Raw genomic sequence first — 19,424 nt, 5'->3', positions numbered from 1 at the left:
CCTATACTAGTTTCAAATCGAATAGTATTTCTATTAGTTTCTCAGCTTTTTCCTTTTTATTTATACCTTCGATTATTTCATTATGCTTGTCTTTAACTGGTACAAAAGACTTGTAAACATTTGTAGGCGAACCCTTTAATCCAATTTGAGTTGTATCAACAGCTAAGTCTTCAAGTGTTAACACAGTAATCTTTGCATCTCCATTATTGTAAGCTTCTAAGATTCCTTTGACACTTGGATATCTTGGATTATTTAACTCTTTTATAGCAGTTAATAAAACTGGCATCTTTGCTTCTATTAAATAATCTCCTGTCTCTGTATAACGAGTTACTAGTAATTTATCATCTTGAACCTTTACTTCTTTTGCATATGTAACCTGTGGGACACCTAAGAATTCTGCAACCTCTGGTCCAACCTGAGCTGTATCTCCATCTATAGCTTGTCTTCCACAGAATATTACATCATACTTTCCAACCTTCTCTATAGCAGCAGCAATAATTGTAGATGTAGCCCAAGTGTCTGAACCACCAAAAGCTCTATCTGAAATTAAATATGCTTCGTCAGCACCCATTGCCAAAGCTTCTTTTAAAGCACTTTTAGCTTGAGGGGGTCCCATGCTTACAACCTTAATCACTGCTCCTAGTTCATCTTTTATTTTTAAAGCTTCTTCTAAAGCATTTCTATCATCTGGATTGATTATACTTGGTACACCATCTCTTATTAGAGTACCTGTCTCTTTATTTATTTTAACTTCGTTAGTATCTGGAACTTGCTTTAAACAAACAACTATATTCATGCTCTTCCTCCTATCCTAGTACTGCTCTTGAAATAACAACCTTGTGTATTTCTGAAGTACCTTCGTAAATTTCTGTTATCTTGGCATCTCTGTACATTCTCTCTAATGGATAATCCTTCATATATCCATATCCTCCATGGATTTGAAGAGCTAGGTTTGTAACCTCTCTTGCAGTACGTGACGCATTGTATTTTGCCATAGCAGCTTCTTTAGTGTGTCTTTCCCCTCTAGCTTTCAAGTCTGCAGCATAATATACTAACAACTTTGCTGATTCCACCATAGTCGCCATATCTGCTATATACCATTGAATACCTTGCAAAGCTGAAATTGGCTTGCCAAACTGAACTCTTTCTTTAGAATATTTGATACTCTCTTCTAAAGCACCTTCCGCAATTCCTACAGCTTGAGCTCCAACTCCAATTCTTGCTCCATCTAGACAAGTCATAGCTATGTTAAAGCCTTTCCCTTCTTTTCCTAATAAATTAGACTTTGGAACTCTACAATTATCAAATATTAACTCTGCAGTTTCTGAACCATGGATACCCATTTTTTCTTCAATTTTTCCTATTGAAAAACCTGGCGTACCTTTGTCAACGATGATAGCAGACATGCCCTTTATTCCCTTTGATGGCTCTGTCAATGCAAATATTATTAATGATTCTGCTTGACCTCCACCAGAAATAAAACACTTAGTCCCATTTAAGACGTATTCATCAGTTGCTTCATCAATAATTGCAGTTGTTGCAGCTCTTGCAGCATCTGAACCAGCATTAGGCTCAGTTAAAGCAAAGGCACCTACACACCCACCTTCAGCCATCATTGGAAGGTATTTTTTCTTTTGTTCCTCAGTACCAAATTTCAAAATAGCTTGAGCGTATATTGTGTGTATTGATAATATTGCTGCAGATGCTGCACATTTTTTGGCAACCTCAGTAACAACAATTACCTTTTCTATATCTGCTCCACCAGAACCGCCATACTCTACAGGTGTTCCAATACCATTAAAGCCTATTTTAGCCATTTTGCTAAAAAGCTCTCTTGGAAAAATACCTGTTCTATCTGTTTCAGCAGCTATTGGTGCTATTTCATTCTCTGCAAATTCTTTTGCTACTCTTTGAAGCATTAGTTGTGCTTCTGTTAATCTAAAATCCATAAAATTTCCTCCTATTCATTAACGTACTTCACATGTTTCTTTATTCATTGCTACAATTCCAGACTCAATTAGAACTTCTATATCAGAATCACTGTATCCAAGCTCTCTCAATATCTCATCTGAATGTTCTCCTATAAGTGGAGCATCACAAGTCATGTTAACTTCAATGTTCCCAAACTTAACTGGAGTGGATGCAAGCATTGTCTTATTTCCACTTTTACTTGTATGTTCATATATATAGTTATTAGCAATAGCTTGTTCATCAGTTACCACATCATTAACATGTTGAATTCTCTCATGGGCTATATCCGCAGTAGTAAGCTTTTCAACCATCTCATTTTGAGTAAATTTTGCAAATTCACCATCCAAAATATTAATAAGTTCTGTAGCATTTTTCTTACTTTCTACTGAAGATGCAAATTTCTCTTCTTTTATTAAATCTTCTCTTCCAAATAATCTGCAAAGTGCCTCAAAATATCTTTCATGCTCTAGAATGCTTAAGAATATCCACTTTCCATCCTTACAACGATAAGAGTTTATTACTGGAGAAATGGCATTTTTTCTAGTTTTTGGATACTCATCACTAAACTGTGTAGATGCTAATAAAGATGATGCATTCCATATTGCTTGTCCAAATAAAGATGCCATTACTTTTTGTCCTTTTCCAGTCTTAGCTTGTTGGTATAAAGCTGCACATATACCTCCAGATAAACTGCAAGAAGTTGTGGCATCTCCAAAGGCTATAGGTGGGTTTATTGGACTTGTATCCTTCTCTGCAATATCAAGCATAGCTCCACTTCTTGCCCAAAAAGCAACTGTATCAAAACCTGCATTATCCTTAGCAGGTCCGAAATCACCAAAACCATTTATTTGTCCCCAGATAAGATGTGGATGCTTTTTACTTAATGATTCATAGTCAAGACCTAGTCTTTTTAGCGCTCCTGTTCTATAGCTTGAAACAAATACGTTTGCTTCACTTAAAAGCTTATCCATAATTTCAATTCCAGCCTCACTCTTAAGATTTATAGACAAGCCTCTTTTATTTGAATTATATGTGCTGTAAAAAGGATTATTATAATCATCTATTGGCATTGTCATTGTTGCCCCTGTCTTTCTTCCTGGGTCTCCAAAGCTTGGTTCTACCTTAATAACATCAGCACCCCAGTCAGCTAATATTTTAGAAGTACCTGGACCTGCTACAAAATATGTTAAGTCAATGACCTTAACTCCTTCTAATGGTTTATTTAACACTTTCAATTCCTCCTTATACTGTCAACTTGTTATTTTAAATATGGTATTTATGTTATTAAAACATAAAATTTATTATACATACTTTGAAAATTGATTCTACAATATCAAAATATAATTTATACTTTTTATCTTTTCTGTTATGGTAATCCTGGGAACATCGTAAACAGAAGAACTGCTACTACAGTTCCAATAATCGGGGTTAAAACAGTTACCCAGAATATTGGCATATAAGCATCCTTATGTGATTCATTACATAGACCATTTGTTACAGTAACGATATATCCATTATGTGGAAGCGAATCTAATGCTGCTGACGAAATTGCCATAGTTCTAGTTAATGCAGCAGCAGAAACACCCTTAGCTAAAAATACTGGTCCAAGAAGTGGAGCCGCAATTCCAAGTCCACCTGAAGCTGACCCACAGATACCTGCAATAACTGTAGTCCCAACTGCAGCCCCTGCAATAGGAGGTCCAGGAATATTAGTCATAGCATTAACTATGAAGTCAAAACCAACTGCTGATTTTACAACTGAGCCAAATGCAACTACAGCACAAGTATTACATATTGCTACTACTGTAGTTTTACATGCATCACCAACATGTCCAACTATTTTGGTATTATCTTGATATTTATTTAACAATAAATACACTAATAAAGCTCCAATAAATACTCCTACCTCAATTGGTACTATTGCTTTTCCATTAATTTTCACATTGATTATCAAGATTGATACTATTAATGGAATTAATGCAATTAGACCATTAGGACCATTTTCTCTCTTGGAATTAGTTGCTGCTACTTCATCAAATGTATCTGATTCATGTGCTATAAAATGCCCACCATTAGCCTTTTCTTTTGAAACCATTTTGTATAAAATAATGCTTCCAACTATAAACATTACTGCACATGATATAAATCCATTTACTGCTCCAGCCATAATATCTGTTCCTAATGTTGAAGCTGGGACAATATTCTGAATCTGAGGTGCCCCTGGTGCAACCATAGCAAAAGTTGAACATCCAAAAGTCAAGGCTGCTGGTATAAATCGTCGTGGCAAATCAGCTTCTTTAAAAATTTCTAAAGCTATCGGAAACACAGCAAAACTTACAACAAAAACGCTTACTCCCCCATAGGCTAATATTCCACAAGCTATTGGAATAGAAAGTAATGCTTTATCCTTCCCAATCCATCTTACAATCATCTTAGCAATAGATTTTGCTCCTCCAGTAATCTCCATTATTTTTCCCATTAAGGTACCTGTTAGGAAAATAAAGAAATTTGCCTGAAGAAATCCAACAAATCCTGTCATATAATCCACCTTAAGTGCATCATACACATTTAAATTTCCTGTTATAGCAACTAATAATGAACATACAATTGCTATTATAAAAATATTTACGCCCTTCATAACCATTACAACTAGAAGGGATAGGGCTATGATAATCCCTACTAAACTTATAATTACTCCCGTATTCATAAATTAACTCCTTTTAAAATTAAACTATAAAACTATATGTATTTTTTCACGAAATTTAGATTTTAAATATGTTCTATATTTGTTTCAATAGTTATAATAGCTACTTATTTTCAAAAATCGGTTTTCTCTTTTCTATAAAGGCATTCATTCCTTCTTGCTTATCTCTTGTAGCAAAAGTTAAACCTGCAATATCTTTCTCTAATTCAAGAGCATTTTTTAAATCCATATCTATCCCCTTATTAATAACAACTTTTGCATATCTTATTGCTATTGGTGCTTTTTCAACTATTTGGTTCATCATATTCATCGACTCTTGTAAAAGCAAATCACTTGGAACCACTTTATTAATAAGACCAATAGATTTAGCTTCTTCTGCATCTACTTGCCTTCCTGTAAAAATTAATTCTTTGGCTATCCCAGTTCCAACAAGTCTTGATAATCTTTGAGTTCCACCAAAACATGGAATGACTCCTAAATTAACTTCAGGTTGCCCAAATATAGCCTTTTCTGATGCAATTCTAATGTCACAGCTCATAGCAAGTTCACATCCACCACCTAATGCATATCCATTAACTGCTGCTATTACTGTTTTCTCAAGAGCTTCAATTTTATCGAAAATCCCTTGGGCATAACCTGCATATTTTCTGCCTTCTTCACTTTTATAGTTTTGCATCTGACGTATGTCAGCTCCAGCTACAAAAACTTTGCCTTCTCCAGTAATAATAACTCCTAATATTTCATCCTTTTCTGATACTACATCAATAACTTGAGATAATTCTCTAAGAGTGTCATTGTTAAGAGCATTTAAAGCTTTAGGTCTATTTATAGTAATAACACAGACTTTATCCTTAACTTCCACCTTAAGATTTTTCAAATTGTCCATTACAAATCCCATCATATTCCCCCCATTATTTATTGTTATTTTTTCTACACTTTCTTGTTAATATATAGTAGCAAGTTCTACGCCAACTTATATTTAATTTCTCTATTTTTGTTAAAAAACTGTTTTTTTTGATAAAATAAACAAAATATACATAAATTTCACTGAATTTTTAATAGTTTTTAACTTTAGAATTGATTAGATTGTAATTCACGAAAGAATTTTTATCCAATAAAACCCATAAAACAATATTTTTGTCTCATTTTCGAGAAAATACTTAAAAAACACAGTCTCATTTTTGAGAATGTGGTCTCATTTTTGATATTTTCATTAAAATAGTTTAAGTAACATATCCACAAGTTTATTTGAACTCTAATAAAGAAGCCTTTATTCAACATATAAATAGTTTATTCTCTATTAATTTAAATAGTTAATACTTTAGTTTAGTACATCTATCTATCTGTTCCAATAGTATAAATTTTTTAACGAAAATAGGAAAATCCAAAAAGACTTAGTGTCTAAATAGATTTTCCTATCTTAAATGCTTCTGATAATTTTAGATTTGATTTACAATTTTTAGAAGATAATGAATATTATATTTATACTTTTCCTCTAAAATTAGATAACTCCATTTTCTTTTAAATCATTTATTTTACCACTATCAAAGCCAAGCCAACTTCTATAAATTTCCTCATTATTTTCTCCTAAAGATGGCGCTGGTACATTAATTTGAGCTTTTGTTGTCATCAACTTAACTGGATTTCCATTGACTCTCATATCTCCTATAATAGGATGTTTAATATCTACAATATTTTATAAGATATATTTTTATAGACATAAAAACACCTCTGAACCATATTAACATATTATTATGCAAACATGGCTCAGAGGTGTATACATTTCTAAGATATTAGAATATTTATTCTTCCATTTCCCAGTTATGATATATATCTTGAACATCATCATCTTCTTCAAGCATATCAACTAATTTATTCATCATTTTTAAATGAGATTCTTCAGTTAGTACAGTTGTAGTTTGAGGTATCATCTTTACATCAGCAGATATAAATTCATACCCTTTTGCTTTTAATTCATCACGAACACTAGAAAAATCTTCTGGTGTAGTTATTATTTCATAACCATCTTCTTCTGTTATAAAATCTTCAGCACCTGCTTCTAATGCAACATCCATTAATTCTTCCTCTGAAACGTCATCTCCTGCACCAACTAATATTTGTCCTTTGTTATCAAACATAAAAGACACACATCCAGTAGTTCCTAGGTTTCCTCCGTTTTTATCAAAGTAATATCTTACATTACCAGCAGTTCTATTTTTATTGTCAGTTAAAGTCTCTACTATAACAGCAACCCCACCAGGTCCATATCCTTCATAAACTATAGTTTCATAGTCTTCTCCAGCACCTGCACCAGCACCTTTAGCAACAGCTCTATCTATATTATCATTTGGCATATTATCTGCCTTAGCTTTTTCTATAGCTGTTTTTAATGCTGCATTATATTCTGGGTCTGCTCCACCTTCTTTAGCTGCAACGGCTATTGCTCTAGCATGTTTAGTAAATATTTTTGCTCTTTGAGCATCTTGTTTACCTTTTCTATTAATTATATTTCCTATACGTCCCATATTTCCACTCCTTAATACGTACAATTAATTATTCTAATTTTTATCACTTGTAAATTTTATCACAAATCTTGAAAATAGTAAATTAGAACTTAGGAGGTTGTGCAGGCGTTTTTCTCTTGTGTTCACTTATTCTATGAAGTCTTTCTATTATCTCTTGGTCTCTTTGAGGAACTTCATCTAATCTACCTTCTAATACAGCATCTATCATATTGTAAGTAGTTCCCATTTCATTTTCATCTGTTTGTCCTTCCCAAAGACCTGCTGAAGGAGCTTTATTTATTAAATCTTCATGAACACCAAGTTCTTTTGCCCATTCGTATACTTCAGCTTTAGTTAAATTTGCAATTGGTAAAATGTCAACTCCACCATCACCAAACTTAGTAAAGTATCCAGTGTGTATTTCTGCAGCATTATCTGTACCAACAACTAAATATCCTAAGTTATTAGCAATTGTGTAAATAGTACTCATTCTTACTCTTGCTCTTAAATTTGCATCTGTCATTTTTAAATATTCTTCTCTATATAAATGTTTCTCTTTTAAATTTCCTACCACCATGTCTAATATAGCACTTTGTGGTTCTATAAGGTCTAAATCAAGATATTCTATATCACATCCTTCTATAACCTTAAGTGCATCTTCTCTATCTTGAGGATTACTTTTTATGCTCATTATAACTCCCATAGAGTTTTCTGGAAAAGCTTTTTTAATTAAATTGGCAACTACTGCTGAATCAATTCCTCCAGATACACCAACAATTAATCCTTTTGCATTTGCCTCATTAACCTTATTTTTAAGCCATTCTACAGTTTTGTCTATTTGTATTTTTATATTCGACATTGTTATCTCCTCTCAATTTACTACTTTGTTTTAATATATTATACCATATATTAATATGTTGTTTTAACATGTTTTTTTTTATTCAAATTTAAGCAAAAATGAAAGATTATATTTAATATTATTTTATATAAATATAATTTGCCTATTTTGGTAAAACTATTTTAGAAGGTGGTTTTTATGAAAAATACTAATAACTTAAGGAAAAAATATTTTGATTTCAATATAAAAAATACGATAATTGGAGTATTTACAGGATTTATAAACGGAGTATTTGGCTCTGGAGGTGGTACTCTTTTAGTCCCAATATTAAATGATATTGTGAAGGTAGAAGAACATAAATCTCATGCAACAGCTCTTTCTATAATCATTTTCTTGACAACAGCAAGTTCTGTTTTATATGTTTCTAAAGGAACTTACGACATTAACTTAACAATAAAAGTTGCGGCAGGAAGTATTGTTGGTGGTATTATAGGGGCTAAATTACTAAATAAAGTTACTGGAAAGTTTCTTAGGATTTCTTTTGGCTTGATTATGATAATTGCAGCATTAAGGATGGTGTTTTAATGTTATTTGCTTTAATTGGATTTTTTGCAGGAATTATTGGAGGAATGGGAATGGGCGGTGGAACTATTCTTATTCCTGCTCTCGTTTTACTTGCTGGTATAGATACTAAAATAGCACAGAGTGTAAACTTACTTTCCTCCATACCTATGACTTTGATAGCATTAGCTATACATATCAAAAATAAAAACGTAATTTTCAAATTAGTTATTCCAATAGCTGTATTTGGAGTGTTAGGAGCTATATTTGGCTCACTATTAGCTAATTATTTATCGTCTGATATATTGAAGAAAATATTTGGAGTGTTTTTACTTTTAGTTGGTTTATTTGAAGTTAAAAAAGGATTCTGTGCAAAGTCTGATAAAAGCCATTAAATTATTTTAATATAAATTAATGGCTTTTATTTTCTATATAACTATTCTATTTTTATGCTTTTATCTTCTATATTGCTACTCTACTTTTTTACTTTTAGCTTAAATTACAGTAAGATTTTTATAGTAAAATTTCTCCATCCTGTTCAGATAAATAAAATTCTTCTCCTAAAACTATCTTTCCTGTTCCACTTGTTATATCAATCATTTTCTCTGATAGTTTTTCCACATCTTCTAACTTTGAATATACTATTATCTCAACATTATCCTCATATATGGTATCTTTTATAAAGTACCCTAAATTCATCAGTTCATTTTGTACCTTTCCAAGTTGAGTATAATCTATCTTAACTTTAACTTCTTGGTACATTACCTTACTAATTATTTTTCCAGCTTCTAAGCCTAATTTAGCACCTTTTGTATAAGCTCTAACCAGACCACCTGCACCTAATTTTATACCACCAAAATATCTAGTGACTACTACTACTACATCTCTCAAGTCCTCTTTTTTTATGACTTCTAATGTTGGTATCCCTGCTGTTCCTTGTGGCTCTCCATCATCACTATACCTTTGTATATTCATATTTTGTCCAACTGTATAAGCCCACACATTATGATTTGCATCTTTGTGTTTTTTCTTTATTTCATTTATAAATTCTACTGCTTCTTCTTCACTTTGTATAGGCTTAGCATATCCAATAAAAACAGATTTTTCAATTGTTATTTCATCTGTTCCAAATTCGTGTAATGTCCTATAATTACTCATTATAACTCCTCCTATTTTTGTCATTTGCTAAAATATATCTTTATTTATAAAAATTACTCCAATTAAAATGTAAATAGAATTTTTAGTATTCATTTAGTTAGCATTATAAGATAATTATATAATAAAATCACAAGATTTTTAATTTTTATTTTTAATATAATTTATTGATACATAAATCAATATAATTTATTAAAATACAAATCAGATAAACTATAAAGTATACATTTCTAAAACTTGGAATTAAAAAAGGAAGGGTCTATCCCTTCCTCAAAACTCTATAAATTCACTACTAGTTTGCTGGAACATCGTCGCCCTCTGAAACTAATTTCTTTAATTCTTTAAACTTTTTATAAGATACTTCAACTAAAGCTTGCTCTTTATGATGTGACAACATTTCTAAAGCATCTTTTATCTTGTAAAATCCACCTTCTTGGAATTCAGGAGCAAGTACACATTCAGTATTACAAGCTTCCATAACATACCACATTATCGCATTGCAAACTTCTTGTTGTCTACTTCTTGAGAAAAATTCATACATAGTATCGCCAGCTACATCTATCATTTTAGCGTCTATGCCAGTTTCTACTTTAACTCTTTCAACAGCACTTTCATATGGAAGTCCTCCTCCAAGTATCTTTCCTTTTGGAAGTGTCCATTCACCTCTATCATTTTTTACAATAAGTACTTTATTAGCATAAAACACTACTCCACCTGCACAACGTCTTACTATCATTTGAAACCCCTCCCATTAATTTATTAATTACCTTGTTAAACTCCATAAATAAATCATTAAGTAAACAAATTGCTTTAATAAAAAATTACTTTTTCAAATTTGATAATGCTTCAATGGCTTCATCATAAGCTCTAAGCACGTACTCTTTTTCAAAATTCTTATTCTTATCTTTTAACTGCTGTAAAATCTTTAAACTGTTTTCATCTCCTAATTTTGAAAGAGCTTTTGCACAATATTGTCTAGTTTGTGCATTTTTATCGTAGAGACCTTTTTGTAAGACTTCTCTACTACTTGGTGACTCAATCTTTCTTATTGCTGAATAAGTTATTCTTCTAATATCTGAGTGTCTGTGGTTTGTGAGCTGATGGAGTAACTTCAAAAATCTATCATCTTTTAGCTCACCTGTTGCCCAAATTAAAACAATCAAATCTTCAGCATTTTTTTCTACAAGGATTCTTTTGAAAACCTTTCTCTTAAAGTATACCATTTTTTCGTCATCTAAGCTATCCATAAAATCAAGTCTCTTAATTTTATCTAATTCTAAAAATTTATCTAAAATGTCCTTAGATGCCTCAAAATCATCTTTTTGCATTTCTTTTATCTTCAACTTTGCTTGTATAAGTTGCTCACTTGCTTCAACATTTGAAATGTTTCTAATTTTACTAATTTGAGATACTGTTTTAGATTCTTTGTAAAGAAGATAGGTTATAAAATAATCTTCAAGATTATCTATATTTTCCCAATTTATATCCATATCAAACCTATTTTTCTAATATGTACTCTCTATAGATATTAAAATCTTCTTCATCTAAATTTACATCTAATGTTACACCATTTTCCCCATACTCAAAATTCTCCACATTGTATTTATCTTTTATTCTACTAAATATATCACCTCTTTCATAAGGTAACATCAAACTTACTGAATAAGTATTTTCCATTAAAGCAATTTCTATCATATTTAATAGTTTATCCATATTTATGCCTTGTTTTGCAGATATATACACAATATCTTCTTGACTCTTAGGATATATATCTAACTCTAGCTTATCTACTTTATTGTATACAAGTATATGTTTTTTATCATTTGCACCAAGTTCTTTTAATACACCTTCAGTTGTACTTTTTTGCAATTCATAACTAGTGTTCGTTGTGTCAATTACGTGTAAAATTAAATCTGCATATTGTACTTCTTCTAGTGTAGCCTTAAATGCCTCTACTAAATCATGGGGAAGTTTACTAACAAATCCAACAGTATCTACTACTAAAAATTCTTTCTTGTTTGGCAAAAGAGCTTTTCTTAAAGTTACATCTAAAGTTGCAAAAAGCATATCTTTTACAAAAACTTCTTTTTCTTGTTCATAATCCTTGTGTGTCTTTATTAATTCGTTTAGTAAGGTCGATTTTCCTGCATTTGTATATCCAACAAGTGCTACAATTGGTATATTTGATTTTAAACGCTTAACTCTTTGTGTCTCTCTATTCTTTTTTACCTCTTTAAGTTCACGTCTTATATCCGCTGCTTTATTAAGTATATGTCTTTTATCTACTTCTAACTTTTGTTCACCAGGTCCTCTCGTTCCAATTCCTGCACCAGTTCTACTCATTTCACCACCCATTCCATAAAGTCGTGGTAATCTGTATTTTAATTGTGCTAATTCGACCTGTAATTTACCTTCTTTACTAAGTGCTCTTTGAGCAAATATATCTAAAATTAAGGTAGTTCTATCTATTACTTTTTTTCCAACAACATTTTCAATATTCCTAATTTGAGCGCCAGATAATTCATCATTAAAAATTACTAAAGTAGCATCTAATGATTCACTATATGCTCTTATTTCCTCTACCTTACCTTTTCCTATATAATAAGCTGCATCAACAGCTTGCTTATTTTGAATTAAGCTACCTACAACCTCTGCTCCAGCAGCCTTCGCTAATTCTTTTAGTTCTTCCATGGATTCGTTAGTGTCTATATCATCACTTTTTTTAACTATTGTTGTCAAATTCAGACCTACAAGAAGTGCTCTTTCTTGAATTTCTTTCACTTAATCACCTCATTTTTTGTTATAAAACATAATCTAATTGTATTAAAAACACTTACATTATTTCTCTGTTGACTAATTATACCATTAATAATATGATTAAGAGTACTATATTATCAACTATTAATAAAAATATTGTATAATTATATTATCACCAAAATCTTATATAGTTATAAAAGATTTCATATTTTATTTAAATTAGGAGGAAAATATGGGCGAAAATTATAAATTTTTTAATCACAAAGATTGTGAGTTTTTCCCTTGTCATAAAACTGATAAACCAGAAGAATTTAACTGTTTATTTTGCTATTGTCCTTTATATGCTTTAGGAGAAAATTGTGGAGGAAACTTTAAGTACACAGAGAAAGGCATTAAAGATTGCAGTAGCTGTATACTACCTCATAAAAAAGATAATTATAATTATATTATGGGAAAATTTCAAGACTTAGTTAAAATTACTTGCAAAAAATAATTTTTTATTAAAAATAGCTATGCATAAATATTTTTTGACTCCTTTTCGTCTAAATAATATTACATAGCTATTTTTATTATATAAGTTTTAATTTATATCGCTCTACCTTATATCTTTCTACTTTTAAATAATTTACATAATTTATACATTGCAAAAATCAACATGCTTACTGCAAAAATCAATATTAAAATCATCATTCCAGCATGAAAGAAAAATTCTTCTGGAAGCATATTTATAACTGGGTCTAAATCAGGATTAAATATCCAATAATCATTTCTAAATAATAATTTATGAAAAATAATAAATGATTTTTCAAAATTCAACAAAATAGGAAATGCTAACACTACTGGCATTATTATCAATGTCATTGATGTAGTTTTTAGTAGTTTTATATTTTTATTTTTTATACTTAATATAATTCCCACCAAAGAAATTATCATTAATAACTTAGCTAATTTATTGATATTTTGAAATATATTTCTCACTTCTTCAAAATGTATTTTCCCTTCTGGAGAAGATTCTAATGTTGGTAACTTAAACTCAGATACATCCTTGCTTAGGTTGTAATCTATTAAGTAATCATAATTTAATTTTATATCATCTTTAGATAAACCAGATAACTCTGATATGTTTAAATAATCAATATCAAAATAATAAAGTTGCTTAAATCCAACAGTAAAATTAATAGCACCTACTATTACAACCACACTTATACACACTGAAAAAATTATATTTAGAAACTTTTTCATGAAATCCCCCCAGTAACAAATTAATTACCTAAACGATTTTAGTAGTGAAATCTTCTATATTCCATACATCATCGACAATTTCTGAATAGAATTCTGGCTCATGGCATACTAAAAGAACTGTACCTTTAAATTCTTTTATAGCTTTCTTTAATTCGTCTTTTGCATCTACATCTAAGTGGTTTGTAGGCTCGTCTAATACTAAGAAGTTTATATTTTTTAGCATAACTTTACAAAGTCTAACCTTGGCAGCTTCGCCTCCACTTAATACTCTCATTTGACTAGTTATATGCTCATTAGTAAGTCCGCATTTTGCAAGGACTTGTCTAACTTCAAAATTCGTAAGACCAGGGAATTCACTCCAGACTTCATCCATAGGTGTATTATTATTTTCTCTTGAACTCTCTTGTTCAAAATATCCAACTTCTAAATAATCTCCCAATCTAACATTTCCACCAAATGGTTTTATTATTCCAAGTAATGTCTTTAATAATGTAGATTTACCAATACCATTCATCCCTTTTAAAGCAACCTTCTTTCCTCTTTCTAAATGGAAGTTAAGTGGTTTTGTTAACGCTTCATCATAACCTAAAACTAAGTCTTCTGTTTCAAAGATTATCTTGCTTGCTGCTCTGGCATCTTTAAAAGAAAAAGTAGGTTTTATCTTTTCCTTTGGTCTTTCTAGTATTTCCATCTTATCTAGTTGTTTTTGTCTACTATTAGCCATTCCTCTTGTTGCAACTCTAGCTTTATTTCTGGCTACAAAATCTTCTAACCTTTTTCTTTCTTCAACTTGTTTATCATAAGCTTGCTCTTCTTGACGTTTCTTTATATCATTCAGTCTTACAAACTCATCATAATTACCTTTATATCTATTTAACTCGCCATTTTCCATATGATATATTACATTACAAGTATTATTTATAAAGTCAATATCATGTGATACTAGAACAAAACTGTTTTCATATTCCTGAAGATATCTAGTAAGCCATGTTATATGTTCCTCATCTAAATAGTTTGTAGGCTCATCCAGTATAAGAATAGTTGGATTTTCAAGTAAAAGTTTAGTCAGAAGTACTTTTGTTCTTTGACCTCCACTTAAATCAGTTACATCCTTATCAAGACCAATCTCTCCAAGACCAAGACCATTTGCAACTTCTTGTATCTTTGCATCTATCATATAAAAACCACTATTTTCAAGTATAGTTTGTATTTCTGCTGTTTCTTCAAGAAGCTTACTCATCTCATCATCACTAGCTTCTCCCATCTTGTCATACATAGCAATCATTTCTTGTTCTAAATCAAACATATGCTTAAAAGCTTCTCTAAGCACTTCTCTTATACTTTTACCTTTACTTAATACTGTATGTTGGTCTAAGTAACCTACTGTAGCTCTTGAAGACCATTTTATATTTCCAGCATCAGGCATAAGCTTTTTCGTTATTATATTTAAAAAACTCGATTTTCCTTCTCCATTAGCGCCAACTAGTGCAATATGTTCACCTTTTCTAAGTCTAAAGGATACATTTTCTAATATTGTTCTTGCTCCAAATCCGTGGCTTACGTTTTCTACTACTAGCATTCTAACACCTCTCAAAAAAATTTTACACATTCTATACTATAATATATTCTTTTTAAACTTAAATCAAGTATTACCAATATTTTTAGTTATATTTACAATAATTTAACTGAGAATAAACTTTATAGCTGTATTATGTAAAATAAAAATAGATACTTTCATCAATGATAGAACTTCTTTATCGACTAAAAAATACATGCATGCTATAATTTCTTTGTAGCCTGTTTAATCTTGAAATTATAAAATGGTTTCTGATTGATTCTCAAATAAACAAAATTTCTTATGAACATTAATATAAGTTTTTGACACAATGCAAATCATTTGATATTTACAGACACAATTATTAGAATAGAATAAAACCAATTTACGTTTGCTTGCCTTAGGCGATAAGTGGTGCTACAGGTTATTTATCTAAACGGAGGTGAAAAATAGTTATTAAACAGAAAAAATACTTCATTATTATTTATATTATTTATGCATTGCCAATTCCATTTTCTCTAATAACATGGATTGGAACTATCATTTCTGTTGCTGATTTAGGAATGGTAAACTGGAAGATTTTCAGTGAGATTATACAATCTGTGATTGCTTTAATTACTATGCTACTTGCTGGTTTATATCCTATCTCATATATTATTTCATTAATCAAAACTCGTGATAGTAAAAAGTTTTCTTTATTTAGTTTTATTCCTATAATACACATAATTCTTTTTGTTGTTTTCTTCTTTTTTTGGTCTTTTCTTAATAAAGTATATCAGCTTTAAATTCTTCCTAAATATTATCTAACTTTACAAAACTATATAGTTAGGGTTTATTATGAAAATATAGTCATATATGTAAATGTCTATTTTTCCATTTAATGTAGGTTTGTAGTCTCTTATACAAACAGGTATGTAGCCTTGTAATTTGCTTTTTCACTATTATTTGAATAAAAAATAGAGATAAAAATTAGGAAAATAGTACCATCCCAATTTTTTTCTCTATTTATGTTTTATTTAAAATATTCATCTAATCCATCCGCTACACATTGCATCATTTTTCTTTGATATTCTGGATTTGACATCATTTGGTCTTCATTATAGTTGCTCATAAATCCCATCTCTACTAATACAGCTGGCACTTTTGACCAGTTAAATCCAGTCAAATCTCCTCTTTGAACAATTCCATTTATCTGTATCCCAGCTTGTTCCATGTTTGTTTTGATGAATTCTGCACATCTATTACTATCTTCATATATAGGAGCTGTATATTTTCCATCCTTCTCAGGAACTAATATAGATGCACCAGTCTTTGAAGAATTATTTAAACTATCTGCATGTATTCTTACAACCATATCTGCTTTTTTCTCATTAGCAAGTATTGCTCTTTCTGAGTTACTTATATTTACATCATGTGTTTCTCTAGTCATTATTACATTGTAACCTTTAGATTCTAATATATTTTTTAAAACTACAGATGCTTCAAGATTTAAAACATACTCTGCTTTCTTTGTAGCTATACCTTCTGTTCCTGAAGATACTCTTGCTTTTTGAGATGAAGAACCTGGAGCTACTGGTTCTAAATTACTATCCCCTTTTCCTTGATGCCCTGGGTCTATACAAATTAAAAACTTTTTATTTTTTTGAGTTTCTGTTTTATTATCTGATTTATTATCCTCTGACTTATTATCATTTTTGCTTTTTGAATTTGATTTATTTTCATCTTTATCTTTATCTTTTATATTTTTATTTTCATCTTTATCTGTTTTTTCATTTTTAGTAGTGCCTGAATTAATTAAATTTGTTGTCTTGTAAAAATTGGTAACTGGATTTGATGTACCTATAATTATAATTCCCATGGCAATTATACAAGTAACTAACAATCTATATTTTTTCATCTTTTGCTCCTTTCAATGATATACAGCTATTATCTATTTTAAATTTATATGAATATGTATCTATTTTATCATATACCTTGTTTATTTTATTTATTTTTATGAAAACTAAGGAGTTATTGCGTCAGTTTTCCAAGCATCAAAAACTGATTCTTGAGCAACATAATATTGAAGCAGCAAGAAAATTTCAATTTTATTATTAAAATATTTTAATAAGAAAGAGGTGTTCTATGCAATTTAAAAATTTTTATTTTAAAGATAAATCTTTAAGTAAAAGAAATAACTTAGCTAAGTCCAAATTTACAATTGTTTTAACATTTTTATTTTTATTATATTTTTTCTCAAATAATTTAATTTATGCACAAAATTTACAAAAAAGTGAACCTCAATATTTAATACCTATAGGAAATGTTCTTCAAATTGATGCAGAACTAAAAAATATCATCGTTAGAAGTCCTGGTGAAGCATCTCCATTTAGATTAGGTGATGCTATAATCAAAGTAAATAATATAGAAGTTGATGGATATAGTGATTTTGCTAATACACTAAATGCTTTACCAGAAGAAAAACCAGTGTCTATTTTATTAAATAGAGGTGGTCAACTTTTAACAATGAAAACAACTAAACACATATTAGAAAAAATTAGTTTTAATAACTTACTTTCTGGATTTGCTACTTTGACTTATATCAATCCAGAAACCTCAGAATTTGGTGCCGTAGGTCACCCAATAAGTGTTGGTAATTCAAGAAAAATACCTATAAAATCAGGTTCAATTTCTACAACTAAGCACCTCGACATAGAAAAATCCTATCGAGGTAGTGTGGGATGTATAAATGCAAAAAGAGAAAATATTATTGGTAGTTTTACAGAAAACACTGATTTTGGAATAAGAGGTCAAATTAATAACTTTGATATTTCTAGCTTAAAAAAATATAAGGTAGCTTCACTAAATGAAGTTAAGCTGGGAAAAGCTCAAATAATTTTACAAAACAACTCTAATGAATGTAAAAAATATAATATTGAAATTATAGATATAGAAAACCAAAACCATCCTGAGAGTAAAAGTTTTAAAATTAAAATCACTGACAAAAACCTTTTAGCTCAAACTGGTGGTATTGTACAAGGTATGAGTGGTACTCCAATAGTACAAGATGATAAAATAATAGGAGCAGTTTCTCATGCCATTGAAAATGACCCAGCTGTAGGTTATGGTGTATTTATTAAATGGATGCTTTAGATAATAAATTATATAAGTAATTTGTAACTCTTAAATCATCATTAAATAAATGTTTATAATATATTTGGTCTGAAGACATAATTCTTCACTCTACAGACCAAATATATTAAATATTTTACATACTTTAAAACATAAATTTTTATTACAATTATATTAATTTTTATTACAACTATATTGATTCTTATTTATTACTTATTATTGACATAATTTTTATTTATAAACTATTATTTCAAATTTATTAAAAAATAAATATCATTAATATTATTTGTTAGCATTTTTTCCAGTGTTAGGTAAAACATTGCCAAGGTTCTTTTCAGGTATATTTACATAACTTTCTGGAACATCACCTACTATTATAGTCTCACAGATAGGTATCTGAGCTTTAATTTGTTTTGTTGAAGTTATAAGTGGGATTACTACTTTCACTTGAGTTTGAGCTTCTAAATATATCCTATGTCTTGTTTGATTTATGCCTGAAGACTCAAATTCCGTTTTAAAGTTTACTGATACTGTTCCTATAGGTTCAATAGATACTTCAAGTTTAGGGCCGTATTTAGCTAATATAGGACTTCCTAATGCTGTTCCTATAGGTATGTAAGAATCTGCTGTTTTACCTTTTTTTAATTCATCTTGTATTTCTAAAGCTATTGCAGATGCAATTTCATTCATCATAATAGTATTTGCTTGTATCATAGTTATTTTTCCGTTATTGTCAAGCTGTATATCCATTAAATCTTCATAATTTATTTTCCCTTCTACCATTTCAGCAACAGCTTTATTTATAGACCTGTTTGCCAATTCAAGAGCTTTTGTTTCTGCTAAAACTGTAATTGTTGGTCTTAAACTTTTATCTATATATATGAAACTGCCTATAAATACAGACAAGAAAAGAATTAACAAGAAAATAGCTACAATTTTTCTAAATTCATTTTTCTTTTTTCTATCTACTATCCTATTCAAATTTATCCCCTCCTATTTATTTATATGTAACTTTGGCATAATTTT

General features: G+C 29.8%; 21 protein-coding genes. 4 read left to right on the top strand and 17 right to left on the bottom strand.

Going from position 1 to position 19,424, the window contains the following annotated elements; genetic code table 11:
• Position 1: 1 nt before the first annotated feature.
• The 8 genes from IC175_RS09165 to nadE all read right to left on the bottom strand — a co-directional run bounded on the left by IC175_RS09165 (position 2) and on the right by nadE (position 8,038).
• Positions 2-796: an electron transfer flavoprotein subunit beta/FixA family protein gene (locus tag IC175_RS09165; protein ID WP_227433373.1), complete on the bottom strand. Its 795-nt coding sequence runs from the start codon at positions 794-796 to the stop codon at positions 2-4.
• Positions 797-806: 10 nt separating this feature from the next.
• Positions 807-1,949: an acryloyl-CoA reductase gene (gene acrC / locus IC175_RS09160; RefSeq protein ID WP_227433374.1), complete on the bottom strand. Its 1,143-nt coding sequence runs from the start codon at positions 1,947-1,949 to the stop codon at positions 807-809.
• 18 nt (positions 1,950-1,967) lie between these two features.
• Complete coding sequence (locus IC175_RS09155; RefSeq protein WP_227851453.1) at positions 1,968-3,200, bottom strand: CaiB/BaiF CoA transferase family protein; 1,233 nt, start codon at positions 3,198-3,200, stop codon at positions 1,968-1,970.
• 137 nt (positions 3,201-3,337) lie between these two features.
• Positions 3,338-4,678, bottom strand: coding sequence for a GntP family permease (locus IC175_RS09150; protein WP_227482978.1), 1,341 nt, complete (start codon positions 4,676-4,678; stop codon positions 3,338-3,340).
• Positions 4,679-4,778: 100 nt separating this feature from the next.
• Positions 4,779-5,573, bottom strand: coding sequence for an enoyl-CoA hydratase-related protein (locus tag IC175_RS09145; RefSeq protein ID WP_227482979.1), 795 nt, complete (start codon positions 5,571-5,573; stop codon positions 4,779-4,781).
• A gap of 603 nt (positions 5,574-6,176) precedes the next feature.
• On the bottom strand, positions 6,177-6,335 hold the full coding sequence (locus IC175_RS09140) for a hypothetical protein (RefSeq protein WP_227433378.1): 159 nt from the start codon (positions 6,333-6,335) through the stop codon (positions 6,177-6,179).
• Positions 6,336-6,477: 142 nt separating this feature from the next.
• Entirely contained in the window at positions 6,478-7,200 is a 723-nt protein-coding gene (locus IC175_RS09135) for a YebC/PmpR family DNA-binding transcriptional regulator (RefSeq protein ID WP_227851452.1), read from the bottom strand.
• A gap of 82 nt (positions 7,201-7,282) precedes the next feature.
• Positions 7,283-8,038, bottom strand: a complete 756-nt coding sequence (gene nadE / locus IC175_RS09130; protein WP_227433380.1) for an NAD(+) synthase — start codon at positions 8,036-8,038, stop codon at positions 7,283-7,285.
• A gap of 177 nt (positions 8,039-8,215) precedes the next feature.
• Here nadE and IC175_RS09125 point away from each other — a divergent pair, with 177 nt between their 5' ends.
• Positions 8,216-8,602 carry a sulfite exporter TauE/SafE family protein gene (locus IC175_RS09125; protein WP_227433381.1) on the top strand — a complete coding sequence of 129 codons (387 nt, stop codon included), beginning with the start codon at positions 8,216-8,218 and terminating at the stop codon, positions 8,600-8,602.
• A complete protein-coding gene (locus IC175_RS09120; protein WP_227433382.1) occupies positions 8,602-8,973 on the top strand; it encodes a sulfite exporter TauE/SafE family protein in 372 nt (123 codons plus the stop codon). The genes IC175_RS09125 and IC175_RS09120 overlap by 1 nt, the downstream gene beginning before the upstream one ends.
• Positions 8,974-9,091: 118 nt before the next feature.
• Here IC175_RS09120 and IC175_RS09115 read toward each other — a convergent pair whose 3' ends face one another.
• The 4 genes from IC175_RS09115 to hflX all read right to left on the bottom strand — a co-directional run bounded on the left by IC175_RS09115 (position 9,092) and on the right by hflX (position 12,514).
• The gene (locus IC175_RS09115; RefSeq protein ID WP_227482980.1) at positions 9,092-9,736 is read right to left on the bottom strand and encodes a YigZ family protein; all 645 of its coding nucleotides are present in this window, start codon (positions 9,734-9,736) and stop codon (positions 9,092-9,094) included.
• Positions 9,737-10,025: 289 nt separating this feature from the next.
• Positions 10,026-10,469, bottom strand: a complete 444-nt coding sequence (locus tag IC175_RS09110; protein ID WP_227433384.1) for an NUDIX domain-containing protein — start codon at positions 10,467-10,469, stop codon at positions 10,026-10,028.
• Positions 10,470-10,554: 85 nt separating this feature from the next.
• Entirely contained in the window at positions 10,555-11,223 is a 669-nt protein-coding gene (locus IC175_RS09105; protein ID WP_227845553.1) for a HEAT repeat domain-containing protein, read from the bottom strand.
• A gap of 7 nt (positions 11,224-11,230) precedes the next feature.
• Positions 11,231-12,514 carry a GTPase HflX gene (gene hflX / locus IC175_RS09100; RefSeq protein ID WP_227482981.1) on the bottom strand — a complete coding sequence of 428 codons (1,284 nt, stop codon included), beginning with the start codon at positions 12,512-12,514 and terminating at the stop codon, positions 11,231-11,233.
• A gap of 208 nt (positions 12,515-12,722) precedes the next feature.
• On the opposite strand from hflX, the gene IC175_RS09095 reads away from it, so the two are divergent.
• Positions 12,723-12,983 carry a cysteine-rich small domain-containing protein gene (locus IC175_RS09095; protein WP_227433387.1) on the top strand — a complete coding sequence of 87 codons (261 nt, stop codon included), beginning with the start codon at positions 12,723-12,725 and terminating at the stop codon, positions 12,981-12,983.
• 107 nt (positions 12,984-13,090) lie between these two features.
• Here the strand turns inward: IC175_RS09095 and IC175_RS09090 are convergent, their stop codons facing one another.
• The 4 genes from IC175_RS09090 to IC175_RS09075 all read right to left on the bottom strand — a co-directional run bounded on the left by IC175_RS09090 (position 13,091) and on the right by IC175_RS09075 (position 17,184).
• On the bottom strand, positions 13,091-13,732 hold the full coding sequence (locus tag IC175_RS09090; protein ID WP_227851451.1) for a TIGR01906 family membrane protein: 642 nt from the start codon (positions 13,730-13,732) through the stop codon (positions 13,091-13,093).
• Positions 13,733-13,760: 28 nt separating this feature from the next.
• Positions 13,761-15,311 (bottom strand): ABC-F family ATP-binding cassette domain-containing protein, encoded by a 1,551-nt coding sequence (locus IC175_RS09085; RefSeq protein WP_227433389.1) that lies wholly within the window; start codon positions 15,309-15,311, stop codon positions 13,761-13,763.
• Between the two features lie 469 nt (positions 15,312-15,780).
• Positions 15,781-15,957: a hypothetical protein gene (locus tag IC175_RS09080; RefSeq protein ID WP_227433390.1), complete on the bottom strand. Its 177-nt coding sequence runs from the start codon at positions 15,955-15,957 to the stop codon at positions 15,781-15,783.
• 342 nt (positions 15,958-16,299) lie between these two features.
• The gene (locus tag IC175_RS09075; RefSeq protein ID WP_227433391.1) at positions 16,300-17,184 is read right to left on the bottom strand and encodes an N-acetylmuramoyl-L-alanine amidase family protein; all 885 of its coding nucleotides are present in this window, start codon (positions 17,182-17,184) and stop codon (positions 16,300-16,302) included.
• A 227-nt stretch (positions 17,185-17,411) separates the two neighbouring features.
• Between IC175_RS09075 and IC175_RS09070 the strand changes: the two genes are divergently transcribed.
• Entirely contained in the window at positions 17,412-18,419 is a 1,008-nt protein-coding gene (locus tag IC175_RS09070; protein WP_227433392.1) for a SpoIVB peptidase S55 domain-containing protein, read from the top strand.
• A 261-nt stretch (positions 18,420-18,680) separates the two neighbouring features.
• Here the strand turns inward: IC175_RS09070 and yunB are convergent, their stop codons facing one another.
• Entirely contained in the window at positions 18,681-19,379 is a 699-nt protein-coding gene (gene yunB / locus IC175_RS09065) for a sporulation protein YunB (RefSeq protein ID WP_227433393.1), read from the bottom strand.
• Between the last annotated feature and the right edge of the window lie 45 nt (positions 19,380-19,424).

Source organism: Clostridioides sp. ES-S-0123-01, assembly GCF_020658415.1.
In the GTDB taxonomy this organism is placed as follows: domain Bacteria; phylum Bacillota; class Clostridia; order Peptostreptococcales; family Peptostreptococcaceae; genus Clostridioides.
This window is presented reverse-complemented; position numbering and strand designations above follow the sequence as displayed.